This window comes from Ruegeria sp. CF8, from assembly GCF_056537285.1.
In genome coordinates, this window is the sequence record NZ_JBQFRG010000003.1 from 334481 (window position 1) to 352935 (window position 18455).

Annotated in this window: 21 protein-coding genes and 2 pseudogenes; 7 read left to right on the forward strand and 16 right to left on the reverse strand. The window is 58.1% G+C overall.

The annotated features are described in order from the left end of the window. Positions 1–29 precede the first annotated feature (29 nt). From ACR0EV_RS09540 to ACR0EV_RS09565, 6 genes are all read left to right on the forward strand, one after another. The gene (locus ACR0EV_RS09540) at positions 30–1220 is read left to right on the forward strand and encodes a phosphoglycerate kinase (RefSeq protein ID WP_480799871.1); all 1191 of its coding nucleotides are present in this window, start codon (positions 30–32) and stop codon (positions 1218–1220) included. 167 nt (positions 1221–1387) lie between these two features. Further along, complete coding sequence (locus ACR0EV_RS09545; RefSeq protein WP_171185806.1) at positions 1388–1687, forward strand: FtsB family cell division protein; 300 nt, start codon at positions 1388–1390, stop codon at positions 1685–1687. Positions 1688–1862: 175 nt separating this feature from the next. After that, entirely contained in the window at positions 1863–2852 is a 990-nt protein-coding gene (gene pdhA / locus ACR0EV_RS09550) for a pyruvate dehydrogenase (acetyl-transferring) E1 component subunit alpha (RefSeq protein WP_480799872.1), read from the forward strand. 15 nt (positions 2853–2867) lie between these two features. After that, the gene (locus ACR0EV_RS09555) at positions 2868–4241 is read left to right on the forward strand and encodes a pyruvate dehydrogenase complex E1 component subunit beta (protein WP_480799873.1); all 1374 of its coding nucleotides are present in this window, start codon (positions 2868–2870) and stop codon (positions 4239–4241) included. Between the two features lie 14 nt (positions 4242–4255). Next, complete coding sequence (locus ACR0EV_RS09560) at positions 4256–5554, forward strand: pyruvate dehydrogenase complex dihydrolipoamide acetyltransferase (RefSeq protein WP_480799874.1); 1299 nt, start codon at positions 4256–4258, stop codon at positions 5552–5554. Between the two features lie 155 nt (positions 5555–5709). Beyond that, on the forward strand, positions 5710–5952 hold the full coding sequence (locus tag ACR0EV_RS09565) for a hypothetical protein (RefSeq protein WP_480799875.1): 243 nt from the start codon (positions 5710–5712) through the stop codon (positions 5950–5952). A gap of 6 nt (positions 5953–5958) precedes the next feature. Here the strand turns inward: ACR0EV_RS09565 and cysE are convergent, their stop codons facing one another. Further along, positions 5959–6768, reverse strand: a complete 810-nt coding sequence (cysE, locus tag ACR0EV_RS09570) for a serine O-acetyltransferase (protein ID WP_171090686.1) — start codon at positions 6766–6768, stop codon at positions 5959–5961. Positions 6769–6852: 84 nt separating this feature from the next. On the opposite strand from cysE, the gene ACR0EV_RS09575 reads away from it, so the two are divergent. Beyond that, positions 6853–7191 carry a TraR/DksA family transcriptional regulator gene (locus ACR0EV_RS09575; protein WP_480799876.1) on the forward strand — a complete coding sequence of 113 codons (339 nt, stop codon included), beginning with the start codon at positions 6853–6855 and terminating at the stop codon, positions 7189–7191. On the opposite strand, the gene ACR0EV_RS09580 is transcribed toward ACR0EV_RS09575, so the two are convergent. The 15 genes and pseudogenes from ACR0EV_RS09580 to ACR0EV_RS09650 form a co-directional block, all read right to left on the reverse strand. After that, positions 7172–7468, reverse strand: coding sequence for a DUF7742 family protein (locus ACR0EV_RS09580; RefSeq protein ID WP_480799877.1), 297 nt, complete (start codon positions 7466–7468; stop codon positions 7172–7174). The genes ACR0EV_RS09575 and ACR0EV_RS09580 overlap by 20 nt on opposite strands. Next, positions 7468–10089: pseudogene (locus tag ACR0EV_RS09585) on the reverse strand (baseplate multidomain protein megatron); the annotation flags it as partial. The pseudogene ACR0EV_RS09585 and the gene ACR0EV_RS09580, both read right to left, overlap by 1 nt. Positions 10090–10227: 138 nt before the next feature. Beyond that, positions 10228–11571, reverse strand: a pseudogene (locus ACR0EV_RS09590) (baseplate multidomain protein megatron); the annotation flags it as partial. Further along, a complete protein-coding gene (locus ACR0EV_RS09595; protein WP_480799878.1) occupies positions 11571–12017 on the reverse strand; it encodes an NlpC/P60 family protein in 447 nt (148 codons plus the stop codon). The gene ACR0EV_RS09595 and the pseudogene ACR0EV_RS09590, both read right to left, overlap by 1 nt. Further along, entirely contained in the window at positions 12014–12901 is an 888-nt protein-coding gene (locus tag ACR0EV_RS09600) for a DUF2163 domain-containing protein (RefSeq protein WP_480799879.1), read from the reverse strand. The genes ACR0EV_RS09595 and ACR0EV_RS09600 overlap by 4 nt, the downstream gene beginning before the upstream one ends. Continuing rightward, a complete protein-coding gene (locus ACR0EV_RS09605; RefSeq protein ID WP_480799880.1) occupies positions 12901–13533 on the reverse strand; it encodes a phage distal tail protein, Rcc01695 family in 633 nt (210 codons plus the stop codon). The genes ACR0EV_RS09600 and ACR0EV_RS09605 overlap by 1 nt, the downstream gene beginning before the upstream one ends. A gap of 15 nt (positions 13534–13548) precedes the next feature. After that, the gene (locus tag ACR0EV_RS09610; RefSeq protein WP_480799881.1) at positions 13549–14211 is read right to left on the reverse strand and encodes a phage tail tape measure protein; all 663 of its coding nucleotides are present in this window, start codon (positions 14209–14211) and stop codon (positions 13549–13551) included. Continuing rightward, the gene (locus ACR0EV_RS09615; protein ID WP_480799882.1) at positions 14198–14407 is read right to left on the reverse strand and encodes a rcc01693 family protein; all 210 of its coding nucleotides are present in this window, start codon (positions 14405–14407) and stop codon (positions 14198–14200) included. Before ACR0EV_RS09615 ends, ACR0EV_RS09610 begins: the two co-directional genes overlap by 14 nt. Next, positions 14404–14724, reverse strand: coding sequence for a gene transfer agent family protein (locus tag ACR0EV_RS09620; protein ID WP_480799883.1), 321 nt, complete (start codon positions 14722–14724; stop codon positions 14404–14406). Before ACR0EV_RS09620 ends, ACR0EV_RS09615 begins: the two co-directional genes overlap by 4 nt. A 4-nt stretch (positions 14725–14728) precedes the next feature. Then, on the reverse strand, positions 14729–15142 hold the full coding sequence (locus ACR0EV_RS09625; protein ID WP_480799884.1) for a phage major tail protein, TP901-1 family: 414 nt from the start codon (positions 15140–15142) through the stop codon (positions 14729–14731). 20 nt (positions 15143–15162) lie between these two features. Continuing rightward, the gene (locus ACR0EV_RS09630; RefSeq protein WP_480799885.1) at positions 15163–15576 is read right to left on the reverse strand and encodes a DUF3168 domain-containing protein; all 414 of its coding nucleotides are present in this window, start codon (positions 15574–15576) and stop codon (positions 15163–15165) included. Continuing rightward, on the reverse strand, positions 15573–15911 hold the full coding sequence (locus ACR0EV_RS09635; RefSeq protein WP_480799886.1) for a head-tail adaptor protein: 339 nt from the start codon (positions 15909–15911) through the stop codon (positions 15573–15575). The genes ACR0EV_RS09630 and ACR0EV_RS09635 overlap by 4 nt, the downstream gene beginning before the upstream one ends. Then, positions 15908–16507, reverse strand: a complete 600-nt coding sequence (locus tag ACR0EV_RS09640) for a head-tail connector protein (RefSeq protein ID WP_480799887.1) — start codon at positions 16505–16507, stop codon at positions 15908–15910. The genes ACR0EV_RS09635 and ACR0EV_RS09640 overlap by 4 nt, the downstream gene beginning before the upstream one ends. A 171-nt stretch (positions 16508–16678) precedes the next feature. Then, positions 16679–17857 (reverse strand): phage major capsid protein, encoded by a 1179-nt coding sequence (locus ACR0EV_RS09645; protein WP_480799888.1) that lies wholly within the window; start codon positions 17855–17857, stop codon positions 16679–16681. 34 nt (positions 17858–17891) lie between these two features. Then, positions 17892–18437, reverse strand: coding sequence for an HK97 family phage prohead protease (locus tag ACR0EV_RS09650; protein WP_480799889.1), 546 nt, complete (start codon positions 18435–18437; stop codon positions 17892–17894). Positions 18438–18455 lie beyond the last annotated feature (18 nt).

Sequence of the window (18455 nt, forward strand, 5' to 3'; positions counted from 1 at the left end):
AATCGGTTGCCACTGAGAAGGATTGCACGATGGGCTGGAAATCACTGGATGAAATGGATCTGAACGGCAAACGCGTGCTGGTGCGCGTCGACATCAATGTGCCAGTCGTTGACGGTGTTGTGACCGACGCCACCCGTATCCAGCGGATCGCACCGACAGTACGCGATATTCTGGCCGCCGGTGGTAAGCCGATCCTACTGGCCCATTTCGGTCGCCCGGGCGGCGAGCGGCGCGAAAACCTGTCGCTCAAGCAATTGGTGCCGACACTGGAAAGTACTTTTGGCGTCACGGTCCTGTTTGCAGCCGATTGCGTGGGCACCGAGGCCGAACTGGCAGCGGATGCGCTGCAACCGGGTCAGGTACTACTGTTGGAAAACACCCGCTTTCACGCAGCCGAAACCAAGAACGACGCTGATCTGGCGGCAGGCATGGCCAAACTGGGCGACGTCTATTGCAACGATGCGTTTTCAGCCGCGCACCGCGCCCACAGTTCGACCGAGGCTTTGGCGCGCCTTCTGCCCGCATGTGCAGGTCGCCTGATGCAAGCCGAATTGCAAGCGCTGGAAGGCGCACTGGGTGCCCCTAAACGGCCCGTAACTGCTGTTGTAGGCGGTGCAAAAGTGTCCACCAAACTGGAGTTGTTGGGCAATCTGATCGACAAGGTGGACTATCTTGTCATTGGCGGTGGCATGGCCAATACCTTTCTGGTCGCAAAAGGTCTGAACGTCGGCAAATCGCTGGCTGAGCGGAACATGAAGGATACCGCTGCCGAAATCCTGACCAAAGCCGAAAGCTCGGGCTGCACAATTGTTCTGCCCACGGATATTGTAGTTGCAGACAAATTCGAAGCCCATGCTCCGCATCAGGTCCTGCCCGCAGATCAATGCCCCGAAGACAGCATGATCCTGGATGCAGGTCCTGAGAGCGTCGACGCGATCACCGAGATCTTTGCAAAAAGCCAAACCCTGATCTGGAACGGTCCGCTTGGCGCGTTCGAATTGGAACCCTTTGATGCAGCGACCAATGCGGCCGCATTGAAAGCGGCGGCTTTGACACGTTCGGGCCAGTTGGTGTCAGTTGCCGGTGGCGGCGATACTGTAGCCGCGCTGAACGCATCGGGCGCGGCGCATGATTTCTCGTACATCTCCACTGCGGGCGGCGCGTTCTTGGAATGGATGGAGGGCAAGACCCTGCCCGGTGTAGCCGCTCTGGAACAGTAGTGCGTCCTGTCGCGGTGAGCTTTCGCTTACCTTACGAGACATTCTGACTCATCCCCTGATTTTTGGGAATCAGGGGATTCACAAGCCGAATCACCTGTGTCATAGTGTTGAAAGAGGTTCGAAAAGGACCCGTTATTGAGGCGAGTTTTCATACGGCGGTAAACAGAGTGTCCCGTTCCCATCGGCCCGGTTTGGGCGCAGTTGCTTTCTTCTCGGTGGCTTTCATGCTGGGTGTCTATTTCACCTTTGCCGCCGTACAAGGAGATTATGGCCTGTTCCGGCGGGTCGAGATTGCAGCGGAACGGGACGCTCTGTCGCGCGATCTGGCCAAGCTGAACACCGAGATCGCCGAAATGGAAAACCTGACACTGCGGCTGTCTGACACCTACCTTGATCTCGATCTTCTGGACCAGCAAGCACGCTCGGTTCTGGGGATGATCCGCGCGGACGAGATCGTCATTCGCTAAATCGACTGAGATTTTCGTTGGAAAATCTTTCTCTTCCAGCAATTTACTGTGTTTCGATAGGCGCGGCTTAGCGTAATCCGACGCTGCGTCACATTAACACTCGCCAGATCGCCCGAAATGCTTTAGAAGATAGTTTAACGCTAAACTATCTGTCCGAAAGGGGGAGATCGCCACAATGGCTGCGCGAAAAACCACAAAGAAACCAAACGTTTCTGCGGAAGAGCTCAAAACCTACTACCGCGAGATGCTGCTGATCCGCCGATTCGAAGAAAAGGCCGGTCAACTTTACGGTATGGGTCTGATTGGCGGCTTCTGCCACCTTTACATCGGACAGGAAGCGGTTGTTGTCGGCCTCGAAGCCGCCGCAAAGGAAGGTGACAAACGCATCACCTCGTACCGCGATCACGGCCATATGCTGGCCTGCGGTATGGATCCGGGTGGCGTTATGGCCGAACTGACCGGGCGCGAAGGCGGCCTTTCCAAAGGCAAGGGCGGTTCGATGCACATGTTCTCGAAAGAGAAGCATTTCTATGGCGGCCACGGCATCGTTGGTGCACAGGTTCCGCTGGGCGCAGGTCTGGCCTTTGCTGACAAATACAAAGAGAACGGTGGCGTGACGTTCACCTATTTCGGTGATGGCGCGGCCAACCAGGGTCAGGTCTATGAGACGTTCAATATGGCCGCTCTCTGGGATCTGCCAGTGGTCTTTGTGATCGAAAACAACCAATACGCCATGGGTACCGCACAGGCGCGCTCGACATCGTCGCCGGACATCTACGTCCGCGGCGAGGCCTTTGGCATCCCCGGCGAGATCGTCAACGGTATGGATGTGTTGGCGGTTAAGGCCGCAGGTGAGAAAGCTGTGGCCCACTGCCGTGCGGGCAAAGGCCCTTACATCCTTGAGGTCAAAACCTACCGGTATCGCGGCCACTCGATGTCTGACCCGGCCAAGTACCGCACCCGCGAAGAGGTTCAGAAGGTCCGCGAACAAAGCGACCCGATCGAACATGTGCGCGAGCTGCTGCTGACCGGCAAACACGCAACCGAAGATGATTTGAAGGCGATCGATAAAGAGATCAAAGAGGTCGTCAATCAAGCCGCCGAATTCTCGAAAGAAAGCCCCGAGCCTTCCGTCGAAGAGCTCTGGACTGACATTTACGCCTGAGAGGACGAATAAGACATGGCAACCGAAATTCTCATGCCCGCCCTTTCGCCCACAATGGAAGAGGGCACGCTGGCCAGATGGCTGGTCAAAGAAGGCGATACCGTATCCTCGGGCGACATCATGGCCGAGATCGAAACCGACAAGGCGACGATGGAGTTTGAAGCCGTTGATGAGGGCATCATTGGCAAAATCCTGATCGCTGAAGGTACCGAAGGGGTCAAAGTAAACACCCCCATCGCGGTTCTGGTGGAAGAAGGCGAAGACGCCTCTGCCCTGCCCGCAGCTGCACCTGCAGCAGAAGCGGCAGCAGAGGCCGCACCTGCGGCAGCTCCTGCCTCTGCTCCCGCCGCTGCTGCACCCGCTGCGCCGGTGGTCGACCTGTCGCCGGATTGGCCTGCTGATGCAGAGATGAAGTCCGAAACCGTACGCGAAGCGCTGCGCGACGCGATGGCCGAAGAAATGCGTGGTGACGAAGACGTCTACCTGATGGGTGAGGAAGTCGCCGAGTATCAAGGCGCGTATAAAATCTCGCAAGGCCTGCTGGACGAGTTTGGACCCAAGCGTGTCATAGATACGCCGATCACCGAACACGGTTTTGCAGGCATCGCCGTTGGTTCAGCCTTTGGAGGTCTGAAACCGATTGTCGAGTTCATGACCTTCAACTTCGCCATGCAGGCGATTGACCAGATCATCAACTCTGCCGCCAAGACGCTCTATATGTCAGGCGGTCAGATGGGCTGCCCCATCGTGTTCCGCGGTCCTAACGGTGCCGCCGCCCGTGTGGCTGCGCAGCACTCTCAGGACTACGCTGCGTGGTACATGCAGATCCCAGGCCTGAAGGTTGTGATGCCCTACTCGGCAGCCGATGCGAAAGGTCTGCTGAAATCGGCGATCCGCGACCCCAACCCGGTTGTCTTCCTGGAAAACGAAATCCTCTACGGGCGTTCTTTCGACGTGCCGCAGGTTGATGACCTGACCATCCCGCTGGGCAAGGCGCGTATTTGGCGTGAAGGTTCGGATGTGACCATCGTCAGCTTCGGCATTGGCATGCAATACGCACTCGAAGCCGCCGACAAACTGGCGGAAGAAGGCATCAGCGCCGAAGTTATCGACCTGCGCACAATCCGCCCGATGGACACTGGCGCGATCATCAACTCGGTGATGAAGACGAACCGTCTGGTGACTGTGGAAGAAGGCTGGCCGCAAGGCTCGGTCGGCAGCTACATCAGCTCGGTCGTGATGCAGGAAGCGTTCGACTATCTCGACGCCCCGGTCATCAACTGCACCGGCAAAGATGTACCGATGCCCTACGCTGCGAACCTCGAAAAGCTGGCCCTGATCACCACTGATGAGGTGATTGCGGCCGTCAAACAAGTGACCTACCGGTAAGGAGCGACAGACAGATGCCCACCGAAATTCTGATGCCCGCCCTTTCGCCCACCATGGAGGAAGGCACGCTTGCCAAATGGCTGGTCAAGGAAGGCGACACCGTATCGTCTGGCGACCTGCTGGCCGAGATCGAAACCGACAAGGCCACGATGGAGTTCGAAGCCGTTGATGAAGGCACCATCGGTAAGATCCTGATCGCCGAGGGAACCGAAGGCGTTAAGGTCAACACCGCGATTGCTGTTCTGCTGGAAGATGGTGAAAGCGCAGATGACATTGGTGCGACGCCTGCCGCCGCGCCTGCGGCCACGCCCGCAGCAGAAACTGCAGCGCCAGCGGCATCCGAGGCGCCAGCCTCTGCCCCTTCCCCGGCTGCTCCGGTCAAGGCCGATGGTGGACGTATTTTCGCCTCACCACTGGCCCGTCGCATTGCGGCGCAAAAAGGTCTGGATCTATCGCAGATCGCCGGTTCTGGCCCGCATGGACGGATCGTTAAAGCGGATGTGGAAAGTGCCACCGCCGCACCGGCTACAGCTGCTCCAGCGCCGGCTACCGCTGCTCCGTCTGCGCCTGCGGCACCAGCTGGGCCGTCGGCAGACATGGTCGCTCGGATGTACGAAGGGCGCGAGTACGAGGAAATCCAGCTGGACGGTATGCGTAAGACCATCGCCGCGCGCCTGTCCGAAGCCAAACAGACCATCCCACATTTCTATCTGCGTCGTGACATCAAGCTGGACGCGTTGCTCAAGTTCCGCAGCCAGTTGAACAAGCAGTTGGAAGGCCGTGGCGTTAAGCTGAGCGTCAACGATTTCATCATCAAAGCTGTTGCCAACGCACTGCAACAGGTTCCGGCCTGCAATGCAGTCTGGGCGGGTGACCGCGTGCTGCAACTGAAGCCTTCGGACGTCGCCGTTGCTGTTGCGATTGAGGGCGGCTTGTTCACCCCGGTTCTGCAAGATGCTGACATGAAATCCCTGTCCGCCCTGTCGACCGAGATGAAGGACCTTGCAGGTCGCGCTCGCGAACGCAAGCTGGCACCGCATGAGTATCAGGGCGGCACCTTTGCAGTCTCGAATCTGGGTATGTTCGGTATCGACAATTTCGACGCCATCGTGAACCCGCCTCATGCCGGTATTCTGGCTGTAGGAACGGGCGTGAAGAAACCGGTTGTCGGAGATGATGGAGAACTGACCGTAGCAACTGTGATGTCTGTCACAATGTCCGTGGATCACCGCGTCATCGACGGAGCGCTGGGGGCAGAACTGCTCAAGGCCATTGTCGACAATCTGGAAAATCCGATGGTCATGCTGGCCTGAGGCACTGAAACATACCCTCGCCCAAGCTCGTGTTGGGCGGGGGTCATCTGATCATTTGGCGCTGATTTGAACCCATGTGATTGGTGTATCAATTGCCTAAAGCGAATTGACCTCCCACCTTCTTCTTCAAAACCAAGGCAGAAGGAGGGTGTATTGTGGTCCGCAAGAACCTTGTTCAAAGCCTGATAGTTTTGGTCCTTTTGACTGGAACGACACCAGGCGAGGTCTCTGCGAAACCGAACAGTTATCCGGGCGAGCACTCGAAGTTCAAAAACAACGATCCTGAGGCGATTGCCGAACAGAAAGCCGAACAAAAGCTGCGCAAAGAACTGCGTCAGAAGAGACGAGAAGAACGCAAGCGCAAGCGGTTGGAGAAACGCACCAACCGCTTGAAGTGATTTTTACTACTGGTCTTTGCCCAGCATGTGATCCATCGAGATCGCGGGCTGATCGCATCCCGCCTCGCCCACGATTTTCGCGGGAATTCCAGCAACGGTTTTGCAAGCCGGAACAGGTTGCAGAACCACCGAACCCGCAGCGATACGGCTGCAATGGCCCACTTCGATATTACCCAGAACTTTTGCCCCGGCCCCAATCAGAACCCCGTTTCCGATCTTGGGATGGCGCTGTTCCTCTTCCTTGCCGGTCCCGCCAAGCGTCACCGAATGCAACATCGAAACATTATCGCCAACAACCGCCGTCTCGCCAATGACGATGGAATGGGCGTGGTCGATCATGATGCCCTTGCCGATCTTTGCAGCCGGGTGAATATCGATTCCGAAAATCTCGGATGAACGCATCTGGAAGAAATAGGCCAGATCATAGCGGCCCTTTTTCCACAACCAATGCGCAACCCGATAGGCCTGCATCGCCTGATACCCTTTGAAGTAAAGAATCGGCTGCAACAGGCGGTGGCATGCAGGGTCACGCTCGTAAACGGCCATCAGATCGGCCCGCGCCGCTTCGATTAGATGCGGATCATCGGCATATGCTTCGTCGACAATCTCTCGCAAGACCATCATCGACATCTCGTTCGAGCACAGCTTGGCCGAAATCCGATAGGAAAGCGCGCGTTCAAGGCTGCGGTGATGCAGGATACAGGCGTGCACAAGACCACCCATAAGTGGCTCTTTTTCAACGGCCGCGTGGGCCTCGGATGTGATGCGGGTCCAAACCGGATCGACCGGCGTTACATGACTGCGCTTTTCAAACATGGCTTTTCATCCTTTGCTGCGCCTAGAATGCCATTTAGTGGTAAAAAGACCAAACGCAAACCCGTGATCTGCTATGCAACAAAAATGAATGAGTTCGAAAGCTCATATTTTGAAACAAAAATTCGCGAGCGACTGGCCGAGTTGGAACAGCTTTCAGCGTCAGGTCAAAGGGCTCAGGCTGTCGTTGAACTGGATCAACAAGCGGTTGGCCGATTGAGTCGCATGGATGCGTTACAAAATCAGGCCATGGCAAAGGCGCAGCAAACCAATCGCGATATTGAAAAAAGCCGTCTTCAAGCCGCATTGGTGCGCATTGAAGAGGAGGAATACGGGTATTGCGAGGATTGCGGCGACCGAATTCCAGACGCGCGGTTGGCACTGGATTTGGCCGCCAACAGATGTGTCAGCTGCGCTGCCGGGTGACTAAGAATTTGGAAAGATGGTGCAGAACCGTCTCAAAGCATTGGCAATATTGCAGATCGTCGAACCCCGGCTCATTCGCCAGGGTTCTGTTCCGAGCAACGGCCATCAGCGAGCCGTTGCCGTAAACGGGATGAAGTCGCCCCGTGCGTTCAAGATGCCTGTCGGCCAGTTCTGCTTCATGAATCATCCGAACGCATAGACGGGTCCGGTCTACCTGAGGCGCTGCCAGTAACGCACGCGCTGCGGCACTGACATCTCCGTGCAGGACCGGCCGCATTAGACTGACTGTCCCACCAAAAGGCGGGCTGCCAGACCAGGGCCGTAAATGGCCGACACCTGCGCCACTTCGACCTCATACGCGCCTGTCAAACCGTCCGCAGCCTTCATTGTTGCAGTATAGGTCCAACGTGGTTCCGCAATCAGGTCTTCGCGCAGCAATGTTCCATCTGCACGGACGCGCACCAGATAGGATTCGGTTTCTTCGCCCAGGGGAATCTCCAGTCCCGACCAATCATCCGCGTCCAGACGCGCGCGCCTTATCCATGTAAAGGCGTCGCCGGACAAACCGGCTTGAAGCCTTAGGTGTGCCGGAGCGTAAGGACGCAATCCGTTACCATCGAAAGAAGCGATCAAATGTTGGAAAGACGGATTATCGTAACTGCGGTTCACCGGCCCGATGCGATAGTGTTTGGCCATCCGACGTTCAGTGCGCAACAAATTGGTCTGCTGGACCTGAGAGTTCAAAAGAACAAAAACTGAGCCATCCGGCCAGACATCCGGCATCAGCCCGTCCGTGCCCAACTGCCCTCTGAGACGCCCGGACAAGGCGTAGACACCGGGCGCTTCGAGAACCGCATCGGAAAACTGAAAAACCTCCCAATTGCCCGGCGACCCATCGCCGATAGCGGCCAGGTTAAGGCCGTTCAGAACGGAATCGCGTGGGCGGGAATCCAACTGACCCGAGACCAACTTGATCCGCAGCGCCGGACCTTCGTCCCAGACACCCGCGCTGGCCCTGTGCAGTGGGGTTTCGGTGACGCCAACAACCGCTTGCCCCTGGATTATATCGCCCAGCGCATAAGCTTCGTCACTTGACGAGGTATAAACTGCAGCGGCGCCTGGCCACGGGTCGCCCGTTACGGCCAGATAAGGAGCGTGGGGAGTTTCTGCGCCAGTAAACAACGGCAGATCCAGGAAAACAGGCAGCAAAGGGGTCGGCGCTGCATAAGGTTTCACTGTTGGCGCTTCTTCGCGCAGATCCGAGGCTTTGTAGACACCTTGTTCAACTCGAACAGCCTCGACCAGTTGCAGGTCCGACGATTCCAGCCGGTCAATGCGGTAGATCGGGCTGTTTTCGAGATCCGATAATCGCACCAGATCCCCGGCACCCAAATGTATCTGTGACGGCGGCAGCGCAAAGCGCACAGTATCGCGCGAGGCCCTTGCTTCGCTCAGCCAGCGCTCCGCTGTTTGACGACCTTCTGTACGCGTCATCGACAACGGCATTTCATTCACCGAAACAGAATGGGTTTTGTCCTCTGGAAGAACGGCTTCTTCCGCGACCAGATCATGGTCCGCGTCCGACTGCACAAAGCGCAGGCGAACCCGGCCGGTCATCTCGGCCTCGGCCTCACGCCGATGTTCAACCGCACCTTCCAGATCGCTGCTGATCGCCAGATGATCAGGTTTCAGTGCGACCGCACCGTAGCCGTCGCGCATCTGAAACCCCAACTGGCCACCCCGTTCAATCGCATCAAACCCGTAGCGCAGCATCAAAGGTTGCAAGGCGGACCGCGCGTTTGTCACATCTTCGATGACATAACCCCGAACCACACCATGAAGTCGCGAAACATCGATGTCTGTGACCCCTGCCCCATGACAGATTTCGGTCACAACCGAAGCAAGCGTACGTGACCCGGACCGCCCGTTCAGCCAATGTCCTCTGGCATAGTTTTCTCCATCATCCCACTGGCTCTGCAGATTTGGAAATGTTGGAAACGGGCGGGTATCCCATGCCCAGACATAGGCGTTCAACAAATCCAGCATCGGCGCGCCGTAGATATGCGACACAGGGTTGACCGAGGGATCGTTCCAATATCCTAGGGTCGCCTTCAGATACTGTGCCTGAATGTAGTCATCCCGCAATCCGTTCGAATAAGCCGGCAACAGCGACTCCGAAGACTTGGGGTCGAGGAATTTGTTCGGCTGATTTGTGCCCTTGTCGATTGCCGCGCAGCCCAGTTCCGTGAACCAGATCGGTTTTGAACCCGGCACCCAGTCTGTCGGATTGAGCTGTCGCACGCCACCGATCCTTTCGTGATGCGGGTTCGACCACCAATTGCGTAAATCCTTGTAGCGCCAGACCCATTCCTCTCCGTGCTCTGCATCTTCGATGGGGGTTCTGATCTGCGCGTCAGCCTCTTCTGGCGACGCGTAGTACCAGTCATAGCCTTCACCGCCCTCGATATTGCTCCGTAGATACTCAAGATCGTAGATAGACCCTGCACCGGCCTCGGCATCCAAATGACGCTCACCGTCGCGCCAATCGGACAGGGGCATGTAGTTATCGATGCCGATAAAGTCGATATTGTCATCAGCCCAAAGAGGGTCGAGGTGAAAATACCTGTCGTCGCTGCCTTCCGGCTGATACCCGAAATACTCGGACCAGTCGGCCGCATAGCCGATCTTCGTCTCTGGCCCCAAAATCTGTCGCACCTCTGCCGCCAAGGCCTGCAACTGAGCAACGGCGGGAAACCCCGAAGCACCACGGATCTGGGTGAGGCCGCGCATCTCGGACGAGATGCAAAAGGACGACACACCGCCCGCTGCTTTACACAGCATAGCGTAATGAAGGATGAACCGGCGCAGGCCCCACTCCTGCGGTCCAGTGTAAGAGATTATGTCTTTCGCGTTGATACGGCCACCGTTCAGCATTTCGCGAAAGGTATCGCCCCCGTTCAACCCCTGCAGTTCTGCGAACCCGCCCTCAGCGAGGCGATCTCCCAGTTTGGGCCGGAAGCCACCGTTGAACAACCCCGACCCGTTTGTATCTGCGGCGATTGCAAAGTCCTGTGCACGGGCCGTCCCGAAGAAAGCGGCCACCTGAGCGTCTGCCACAGCCGTTTTATCAGGCGAACCTGCACGTCCTGGTGCCACATCAAGGGTGATCCGCCCGCGCCACGGCAGATGCTGCTGGCTCGGCGCGCCGGACCACGGGTCCGGCAACCCGTTGTCAGCCAATTGTTCCATCAGGATGAACGGATAGAACATAACCCGTTTGCCAGATTGGTTGAGGTGTTGGATAGCTTCGACCACAGCGGCATCAGCTGGAGTTCCACCATAAATCGAGCGGTCATTCTGCTTCGCCACAAGGTCCGCCGTACGGCGGTTCTGATCGGACACAACCCAAGGCATGTCCCTGCTGTCTATGTCCCTTTGCTCGACTTTGGGACGGATTTTGCAGTTTCCACATCTTAGATCATCGCCGAACCACGACACGACCAACGCCGCTGCATCGCAATTGGGCAACTCTGTTTCCAACGCGCGGGTCGAAGACAAGAAATCTGTGGTCCCAGATGCGGAATGGGCGTTTACGGCCCAGCTTCTGCCCGTATCAGTGAAATTGACCTGTGAACTGGCCAGAGCGTATTCCCCGGTGCCCGGAATCATGGCGACACCGCGAACAATCTGAGAAACCGCACCTTCATAGTCCGGCATGTCGCGTTGCGTGGGTCGCACCACCTCGAAAGAGAACTGCGGTACGCGGTTGCCAAAAGCCCCAAGCGGGAAATCTTCAATGACCACATAAGCAGTGCCTCGATAGGCTGGCACGGCTCCGGTCCCTTCGATGGCTTCGATCAGCGGATCAGGCAACTGGTCCTGCCTGCCAGGGTAAATCCGCATGTTTATGCTGGATCGTTCCTGCTCTTCACCGTCCGCCCAAACGCGCGCCACATCCGCGATTTCCCCAGCACTTACAGCAATCGCCAAAGAGATCGAATAGCTATAGCTGACCGTAGTAACCTCAGGAGTGCTAGGCATTCCTTTACCACCGCCATCGCCCCCTTCGGTCGTCGTCGTCTTGGTTTCAAGAAAGTCTGACGCCCAGATGACCTGACCGCCCACGCGCATCCGTCCAAAAACGGTGCTGACCGGTGCGCCTTCGCCGGTTTCGGTGAGCCTGAAGCGATCCATGCGCCCGGTTTCGACAACTTCGCTACCGCTGCCCATGACCGATTGGCTGAAGAACCGCTGGTCAATGACCCGGCCGATCGTTGCACCGACGGCTCGTCCGATGATAACGGAAGACAAACCAGCGACCGTGCCACCAATCGCGCCGCCCAGTGCCGCGCCTGCTGCGGAAAGAAGAATGGTAGCCATCAGCGATCCTCCATCGGGAATTCAAAACAGGAAACGACCCGGCGCTGCCACGGAGCACTCAGAGCATTCTCGACAACGCCGCGACGGGAATAAGCGTGGATGAAACGCGGTTCAGGCAGGATTGCCGATACGATACCGAGATGCTTGGCGACGCTGCCCGCCCGCATCCGGAACAACAGCACATCACCGGGGGCAAAACGCGAAGTTGGCTTTTCAACCAAATGTCGCTGCGCCGCTGCCCACATGCGTTCTTCGCCCTGCGGTTCGGACCAATCCAGACTGTAGACCGGAACCGCTTCGGGTTCCTGCCCGATCAACGCGCGCCACACGCCACGCAACAATCCCAAACAATCCGTTCCTGCCCCTTTCAACGACGCTTGATGAATGTAAGGCGTTCCCAGCCAACTACGTGCCTCCGCAACAATTTCCTGTCTGTACAGTGTCACCGCAGGCTCCCTCCGCTGTTGGCTTTACCTTTCTTGGGAACGGCCATGACCCAGTCTTCCCCCGGCAGATCCGGAAAGCCTTGAAAATTCAGAATGTTGTTGAACTTCACACGGCAGGTTTGCATGCGTTTGTCACACCCGGCCCGCAGCCGAACGGTGTCGCCTGCGGCTAGGGTTTCACCAAACCCTGACCACAGTGTAATCTCGCGCCCATGTGCCGTTGGACGATCTTGTTTGATTGAGGCCCACAAGCCTTTTGCTTTGCCGGTCACAACATCCACCCGACCGCGTTCAAACCAGCCGTCCGCAACGGATGCCCCACCTTCAACCAAAAGAACGGTTCCGCCGTCAAACCCGGTGACATTACCGTCGATCCAGTACCCGGGCGTGTCCATATTGAACCGACAACTTTGATCGCCCAAAACAGCCGTACAAGGTTTCTGATAGATGCGCCCCAAAGGCCGGTTCAGCAGGTCTGTCAGACCCCGCAGCTCAGCATGAAACGCACCGCCCGCGCGACGCAACTCACCAATTGAGCCCCGGAACTGCAACACGCGCTGGTCAAGGTTGGCCCAATTCACCAACCAGGCCCGCACCTCTGCTCCGTCGAACCGCCCTGTCTCAATATCCTCTTCGCGAATTGATGCATCCGAGAGCGCACCCATAGCTTCTGTGTTGTCAATCGAAAGACCAGTCGCCTGTTCGATAGCAGCCGCCGTCAACCCGGAACTGGCTTTGAAGGTCAATCCTTCAAAAGTCAGCTCCATATCGTGATCGGTAAAACCGAATTCTTGCCCATCCGTGCGCCTGATCGCCCAGCACCGGCAAACCGTTGTCAGGCCGCTTTGCAAATGCTCATGGAGGCCCTGAATATCGTCAGCCATCAGACACGCACCTCGACCACCGGAACATTCGGCACGTCACCGGCCTGGAAACTGGCTACACTTGTCTGGATCTTGTCGGTGTCAAACCGGACCGGTACGTCGAATTCGAACCCGGCTGAAATATCAATTTCTTCCGGAGGTGGATCACCAAACACAATCTTGCCGGTCGACAGATCCACTTCGAAGTCCACACCTTCACGCATCTCATCCTGATCCAACCCCAATCGCACCGTGCCCAATACCGGTTTGACGATCGGGCGCGCATAGCTGACCCCGCCCGAGCTGTATGTCTTGATCAGTTGGAACTCGGTGGTGACACCATCCCCTCGGGCGATCACCTGATCCGAGAAATCGACGTCCAGCGTGGCCTTGCCGGATTTGAAATCCGACCAGTCCTTCCAACGGAACCCGAACATCTGACCCTGCCGCGCCTCAAAAAACGAAATCAGCGTTTCGATGTCGTCCAAAGATCGCATTCCCAGCCCCGCATCGTAACGGCGTCGAGAATGCGCCCAAGGCGTGTTGCGTTCTTCGAACCCGTTGGCCAACGTCACGATATCCGTACGCCGCTCGGGTCCACCGACTGAACCAAAGCTCAAACTGGCGGGAAATCTTACTTCGTGAAAGTTCATGACCTGCTCCCTGACTTACCTGTTCCGATTGCCGCGGCCCAAAGCCCGGCTCATCTGTGCTGCGATCTGACCTTGAGACCGACGGAATCCCTGCACGTCCGGGGTCGAGATATTCATCACGACGTTCACAGCCCGGCCTCCCCCCTGCGTCCGAACACCCAGCTTGCCATCGGCGCCACGCGCCAGCGGCATGATCGCCTCGGGGCCCGCCTCGCCCATCAGACCGGTCCCGCCGCGCATCGAGAACATGGTCGGGCCACTCACAACACCGCCATTGGCAAAAGGCATCACCCGGCCCTGACTGAAACTGCCGCCGTTGGCAAAAGGCAGGATGCCCTCCATTAGCCCCCCAACTGTATTCGCCAACATCCCGCCAAAATGGTCCGTTACTGGCTTTATCGCTGCCGCGTAAGCTGTTTGGATCAGTGAGTTCTTCAAAATGTCCAGCGCATCCGACAAGTTCATGCCGTCCAAAACGACACCGTCGAAGGCTTTGCGCAAACCGCTGGACATACCGCGTTCCAGCGTTGCAACATCTTTGCCCGTTTCCTCAAACGCAGCACTGATGCGCTTCATCTGACTGTCAAACGCCGCTGCCATAGTCGCAGCATCGCCGAGGGAGTCGCCCAGCGCCTCGCCCTGCTCTTGCAGATCATCAAACCCATCACGATCCGTCATCACGCTCTCCTTTAGTCTCATCCGGATAGGCCGCTAGCAGTGAATCCAACCCCGCTCGGTTCATCGCGGGTATACCGGCGTCCTGCCCAAGCATCAGTCGCAACTCTGCCGGTGTCAGGCGCCAGAATTGCTCCGGCGTCAGACGCAGCCCCAGAATTCCGGCCCGCATCAAAGCGGGCCAGTCGAACCCGCTCATGTGTCCTCCGGCACCATGAAGGCGCGCGCCAGCAGCTCGGCTGCGGTTCTGGCTGCCATCATTGGGCCGCCCTCAATCTCAGCACGCATCAAATCGGACCGCGTAATGTCCCAACCGCCGCCGCGCAAACCAGCAACGATAAGGGCCAGCACATCCGCACTGGAATAGGCCCCGCCTTCAAACCGCTGTACCAGTTCAACCAGCGACCCCGTGCGCAGCTCCTGTTCCAACTCGGCCAAAGCCCCCAGCGTCAGCTTGAGCAGCCGCTGTTCCCCATCGATGGTCAGTGCCACCTCACCCGTCCAAGGATTGGCCATCAGATCAAAGCGCCGTAAAGGTCAGGGCACCAGCACTGGCCATGCTCATCTCATAGGTCGCCTCACCATTGTGTGAACCTGCGTATTCGATGCTGGTCACCTGAAACGGTCCTTCAACAACACCGAAATCAGGGATAATCACCTGAAAACCAGGAGTTTCCCCGTCAAAGAACAACTGACGTGCGCGCTCATCTGTCCCTTCGTCTTTGAACACACCCGAGCCCGAGATCGAGGCCGATTTGGCCCCCGCGCCTGACAGCAGCTCGCGCCACCCACCCTGACTTTCCAGGCTGGTCACATCGACACTTTCCGCGTTGAAACTGATCCGCGTCGCGCGCAAGCCCGCGATCGTTTGGAACAAGCCTGTTCCGTTCATATCCACTTTGACCAACAGGTCTTTTCCGTTCTGGGCAGCCATGTGCTCACTCCGTTGATTGCTTAGTCATCTTCCACGCGGGCGCGGAATCTCAGGTCGATTTGGCGGATTGCGCCGCCCGTTCCAGTGCGCCTGGCCGAGGCGCGCTCGAACCAAAGCCCTACAAGGCGACCACGATCCAGGCTGAAGTCCGCGCCATCCAGTGCGTCGCACACCGCTCCAGCCAAGGCCTTGGCAGTGGTGAAACCGGCCACCTCAGAAACAACCGCAATCGTAAACCGATGCACGGCTCCTGCACCCGATCTGTCCGAGGCTTCCCGAACCTCTTCTGGGCCCAATGTCACATAGGTCTTGGGAACAGTACCCGTGGGTGCGGCGTCATAAATCGCTCCGCCGGATTGGGCGCTGACATCCGCGTCGCCCGATAGCCGTTGAAAAACCGCCGCTTGCAAAGCGGCCGCTACGCCATAGCTCATGCCGCCACCTCTTCATCGGCAAAACATGTCAGGTATTGACCGCGCGGATCACGGTCCGCGACGGCGCGGATTACAAACCGTCGCGTCCCCTCGACAAAACGCTGATCAGGCGATGGCCGCATCGAAGACCCTTCGGGCGCGCCCCGAACCACGATCCGGTACCCCACCCGCGATACCGAAACTCCCGCAACGGAACGTTCAGAGCCGCTACGCGCGGTAACCTCGGCCCATAAGGCACCAATCGGCTGCCAGATCTCGGAAAATCCACCGGCACCATCAGACAGCCGCTTTGGCTCTTCCAGCACCAGTTTGCGGTTCAAGCGCGGCGAGGTCATTGGCCCACTCCTGCGCCAAAACGCACCATCCGGTAGCGCTGGATCAGGCTGGTAACACCGAACGGCATGCAACCATCGCTCAGCGCCGTTTCATCGCGGTACTCGTAATAATGCGCGGCAAGCAGCAGAACAGCCTGTCCCAGATCTGCCGGCAGACCGGCCCAATCCGCGGCCATTCCGGCGGTGAAATCGATCTTCACCCGACCACCTGTCGACACCTTCGGCAACATAGCCCCCGCCGGTCGCAACCGAGGGCGCTGACTGTCTCGTTCCAACCTATATTCACTCGCATCAACAATACTGTCTCCGCCGACCGCATCGGTCACTGTCACTGCTGCAATGGACCGAACCGGAGCAGCCGGCAGAACTTCACCCGCCGCTTCGCGCCAACCATTCAAGTTCCAGGAAAAAGCGCGCTCAATCAGCACCTTGCCCGTGCGCGCCTCAATCGCTGCAATCGCCGCCCGCAAGAAACTCTTCAACACCTCGTCTTGCACATTGTCCTTGGCAAAGCCCGTGCCCAGCCGCAGATGCGCCTTGAACTGATCCACCGGCAGCGCCACATCCGCGATGGCGGTTTCTTCGATCAACATCATCCATTCACTCCGCAATCTCGGACCCCTCCGGGGCCGTATCCTTGGAAAATGACGGGCACGCGCCGCCCCACGTTGCTCGGACGGAGGGGAGCAGCTAGACAACGCAGGGGATCTCACCCCAGCCCGCGCCCGCCGCCCGAGGGGCCACAGGCCCCCCGGATCCGTCACCGCTTAGGCAGTGCCGAATTTCAACAGCTTGATCGCGGCAAAGTCGCTCACATCACCACCCACGCGCTTGGTCGCGTAGAACAGGACATGTGGCTTGGCGCTGAACGGATCGCGCAGCACGCGCAGATCGGGGCGTTCGGCGATGGTGTAGCCCGCCTGGAAGTCACCAAATGCAATGGCATAGCTGTCCGAGGCCGCGTCTGGCATGTCCTCGGCAATCAGCACCGGATAACCCATCAGACGCGCAGGTTCGCCAGCGGCCAGACCATCCGACCACAGGAAGCGGCCATCGCTATCCTTCAACTTGCGGATCAGACCCGCGGTTTTCGAATTCATCACGAAGGTGCCATTGACGCGGTACTGCGCACCGAGCGCATAAACAACATCGACAATCGCATCCGCATCGATGCCACCGTCAATGCCGGTCGCGACATAGCCCAGACTTCCCCAGGACCAGCTGTCATTTGGCACCGCGCGATGGATCATCAGACCCTTCGGCTTGTCGACACCGTCGCCATTGATAAAGGCCGAGGCCTCGGCACGGGCAAACTTGTCCGCAATACGACCGGCCAGCCAGCTTTCGACATCAAACGCGCTGTCATCCAGAAGACGTTGCGATGCTTTGGGCAGCGCGCTTAGCTCGTGCAGCGGGATTGAAATACGGTCAATCGAAGGAGTACCGGTTTCCGCCGCAGCCGCGTTTTCATCCGCCCAGCCCGCGCCGACGTCTGTGTGATCGATCAGCACGTCAAACGAGTTCGCCTCAACATTCACCACCGACGCAATCGAACGGATCGAAGCAGTCGAGTTCAGCACCGACTTGATTGTTTCAGCGGTTTGCGGGTCAACCAGATAGCCACCATCGCTGTTTACCGCAGTCGAAAGCGACTTGGCCTCTATCTCAAGACCGCGCAGCCCGTCATCCTCGCCAGATCGCACATAGGCGTCGAATGCCTTCTGATGCGGTGCGCCGTCTTCGATGGACGCCGCAAGATGCGGGCGCGCCGCGATGGTTGATTTACGATCCAGCATGGTCAGTCGCTCTTCTGTCTGTTGCAATTTGGTTTTAACTTCGGCCTTGAGGCCCTTGAATTCATTCACGAAGCCAGCCATCGCCTGCTTCACCTCCTGAACCAGGGGCGCACCCTCTCCGGTCAAGGCCGGGGTCTCGGTCTTGCTCATCAGCACTTCCTTATTGGGTGGGATTTGAGGCGCGCTAGATCCGCGCCAGCTCCTGCCGGGCGTCCTGGAACACCTCGGCGATACTGCGCCAAGTGTTTTCAGCGTCAGGCTCAAAACCTTTCGCCGCCACCCGCGCACTGGGCAGCATCGGGAAAGTCACCAAGGACACCTCCCACAGCTCCAGTTCCGTCAGGACCCGTTGGCCCTTGTCATTCTTCACGGCACGCTTGGTGCGATAGCCAATCGACAGACCGTCCAATGCCCCCGCCCGGATCAGTTCCGCTGCCTCACGGCCCTTTTGCGTGGCCTCCAGCAGTCGGCCTTTGACGCGAAGGCCGGTGTCATCCTCACGCACCTCGTCCCAAACGCCGATGGGTTGCGCCGGATCGTGCTGCCACAGCATCTTGACCCGCTGACCCGCTTTGGCCAGCCCCTCAAGCGAGCCACTGTACGCCCCCCGTTGCACTACATCGCTGCCCTGATCGACCTGTCCGAACAGGCTGGCATAGCCCTCGATCACCGCGTCTTCAGACACCGACAAACTGTCTCCAAACCGTGCGAATTTATGCTCTAAATCCATGAGCTTCTCCATGTAACC

Excerpts from the sequence above, each read along its gene's own strand:
- ACR0EV_RS09600 (WP_480799879.1), bottom strand. The coding sequence starts at position 12,901 with ATGGCTGACGATATTCAGGGCCTCCATGAGCATTTGCAAAGCGGCCTG.
- ACR0EV_RS09560 (WP_480799874.1), top strand. The coding sequence starts at position 4,256 with ATGCCCACCGAAATTCTGATGCCCGCCCTTTCGCCCACCATGGAGGAA.
- ACR0EV_RS09540 (WP_480799871.1), top strand. The coding sequence starts at position 30 with ATGGGCTGGAAATCACTGGATGAAATGGATCTGAACGGCAAACGCGTG.
- ACR0EV_RS09575 (WP_480799876.1), top strand. The coding sequence starts at position 6,853 with ATGAATGAGTTCGAAAGCTCATATTTTGAAACAAAAATTCGCGAGCGA.
- ACR0EV_RS09610 (WP_480799881.1), bottom strand. The coding sequence starts at position 14,211 with ATGACGGATCGTGATGGGTTTGATGATCTGCAAGAGCAGGGCGAGGCG.
- pdhA (WP_480799872.1), top strand. The coding sequence starts at position 1,863 with ATGGCTGCGCGAAAAACCACAAAGAAACCAAACGTTTCTGCGGAAGAG.
- ACR0EV_RS09625 (WP_480799884.1), bottom strand. The coding sequence starts at position 15,142 with ATGGCTGCCCAGAACGGAAAAGACCTGTTGGTCAAAGTGGATATGAAC.
- cysE (WP_171090686.1), bottom strand. The coding sequence starts at position 6,768 with ATGTTTGAAAAGCGCAGTCATGTAACGCCGGTCGATCCGGTTTGGACC.
- ACR0EV_RS09580 (WP_480799877.1), bottom strand. The coding sequence starts at position 7,468 with ATGCGGCCGGTCCTGCACGGAGATGTCAGTGCCGCAGCGCGTGCGTTA.
- ACR0EV_RS09640 (WP_480799887.1), bottom strand. The coding sequence starts at position 16,507 with ATGATGTTGATCGAAGAAACCGCCATCGCGGATGTGGCGCTGCCGGTG.
- ACR0EV_RS09650 (WP_480799889.1), bottom strand. The coding sequence starts at position 18,437 with ATGGATTTAGAGCATAAATTCGCACGGTTTGGAGACAGTTTGTCGGTG.
- ACR0EV_RS09620 (WP_480799883.1), bottom strand. The coding sequence starts at position 14,724 with ATGGCCAATCCTTGGACGGGTGAGGTGGCACTGACCATCGATGGGGAA.
- ACR0EV_RS09605 (WP_480799880.1), bottom strand. The coding sequence starts at position 13,533 with ATGAACTTTCACGAAGTAAGATTTCCCGCCAGTTTGAGCTTTGGTTCA.
- ACR0EV_RS09630 (WP_480799885.1), bottom strand. The coding sequence starts at position 15,576 with ATGAGCTATGGCGTAGCGGCCGCTTTGCAAGCGGCGGTTTTTCAACGG.
- ACR0EV_RS09645 (WP_480799888.1), bottom strand. The coding sequence starts at position 17,857 with ATGAGCAAGACCGAGACCCCGGCCTTGACCGGAGAGGGTGCGCCCCTG.
- ACR0EV_RS09615 (WP_480799882.1), bottom strand. The coding sequence starts at position 14,407 with ATGAGCGGGTTCGACTGGCCCGCTTTGATGCGGGCCGGAATTCTGGGG.
- ACR0EV_RS09635 (WP_480799886.1), bottom strand. The coding sequence starts at position 15,911 with ATGACCTCGCCGCGCTTGAACCGCAAACTGGTGCTGGAAGAGCCAAAG.
- ACR0EV_RS09555 (WP_480799873.1), top strand. The coding sequence starts at position 2,868 with ATGGCAACCGAAATTCTCATGCCCGCCCTTTCGCCCACAATGGAAGAG.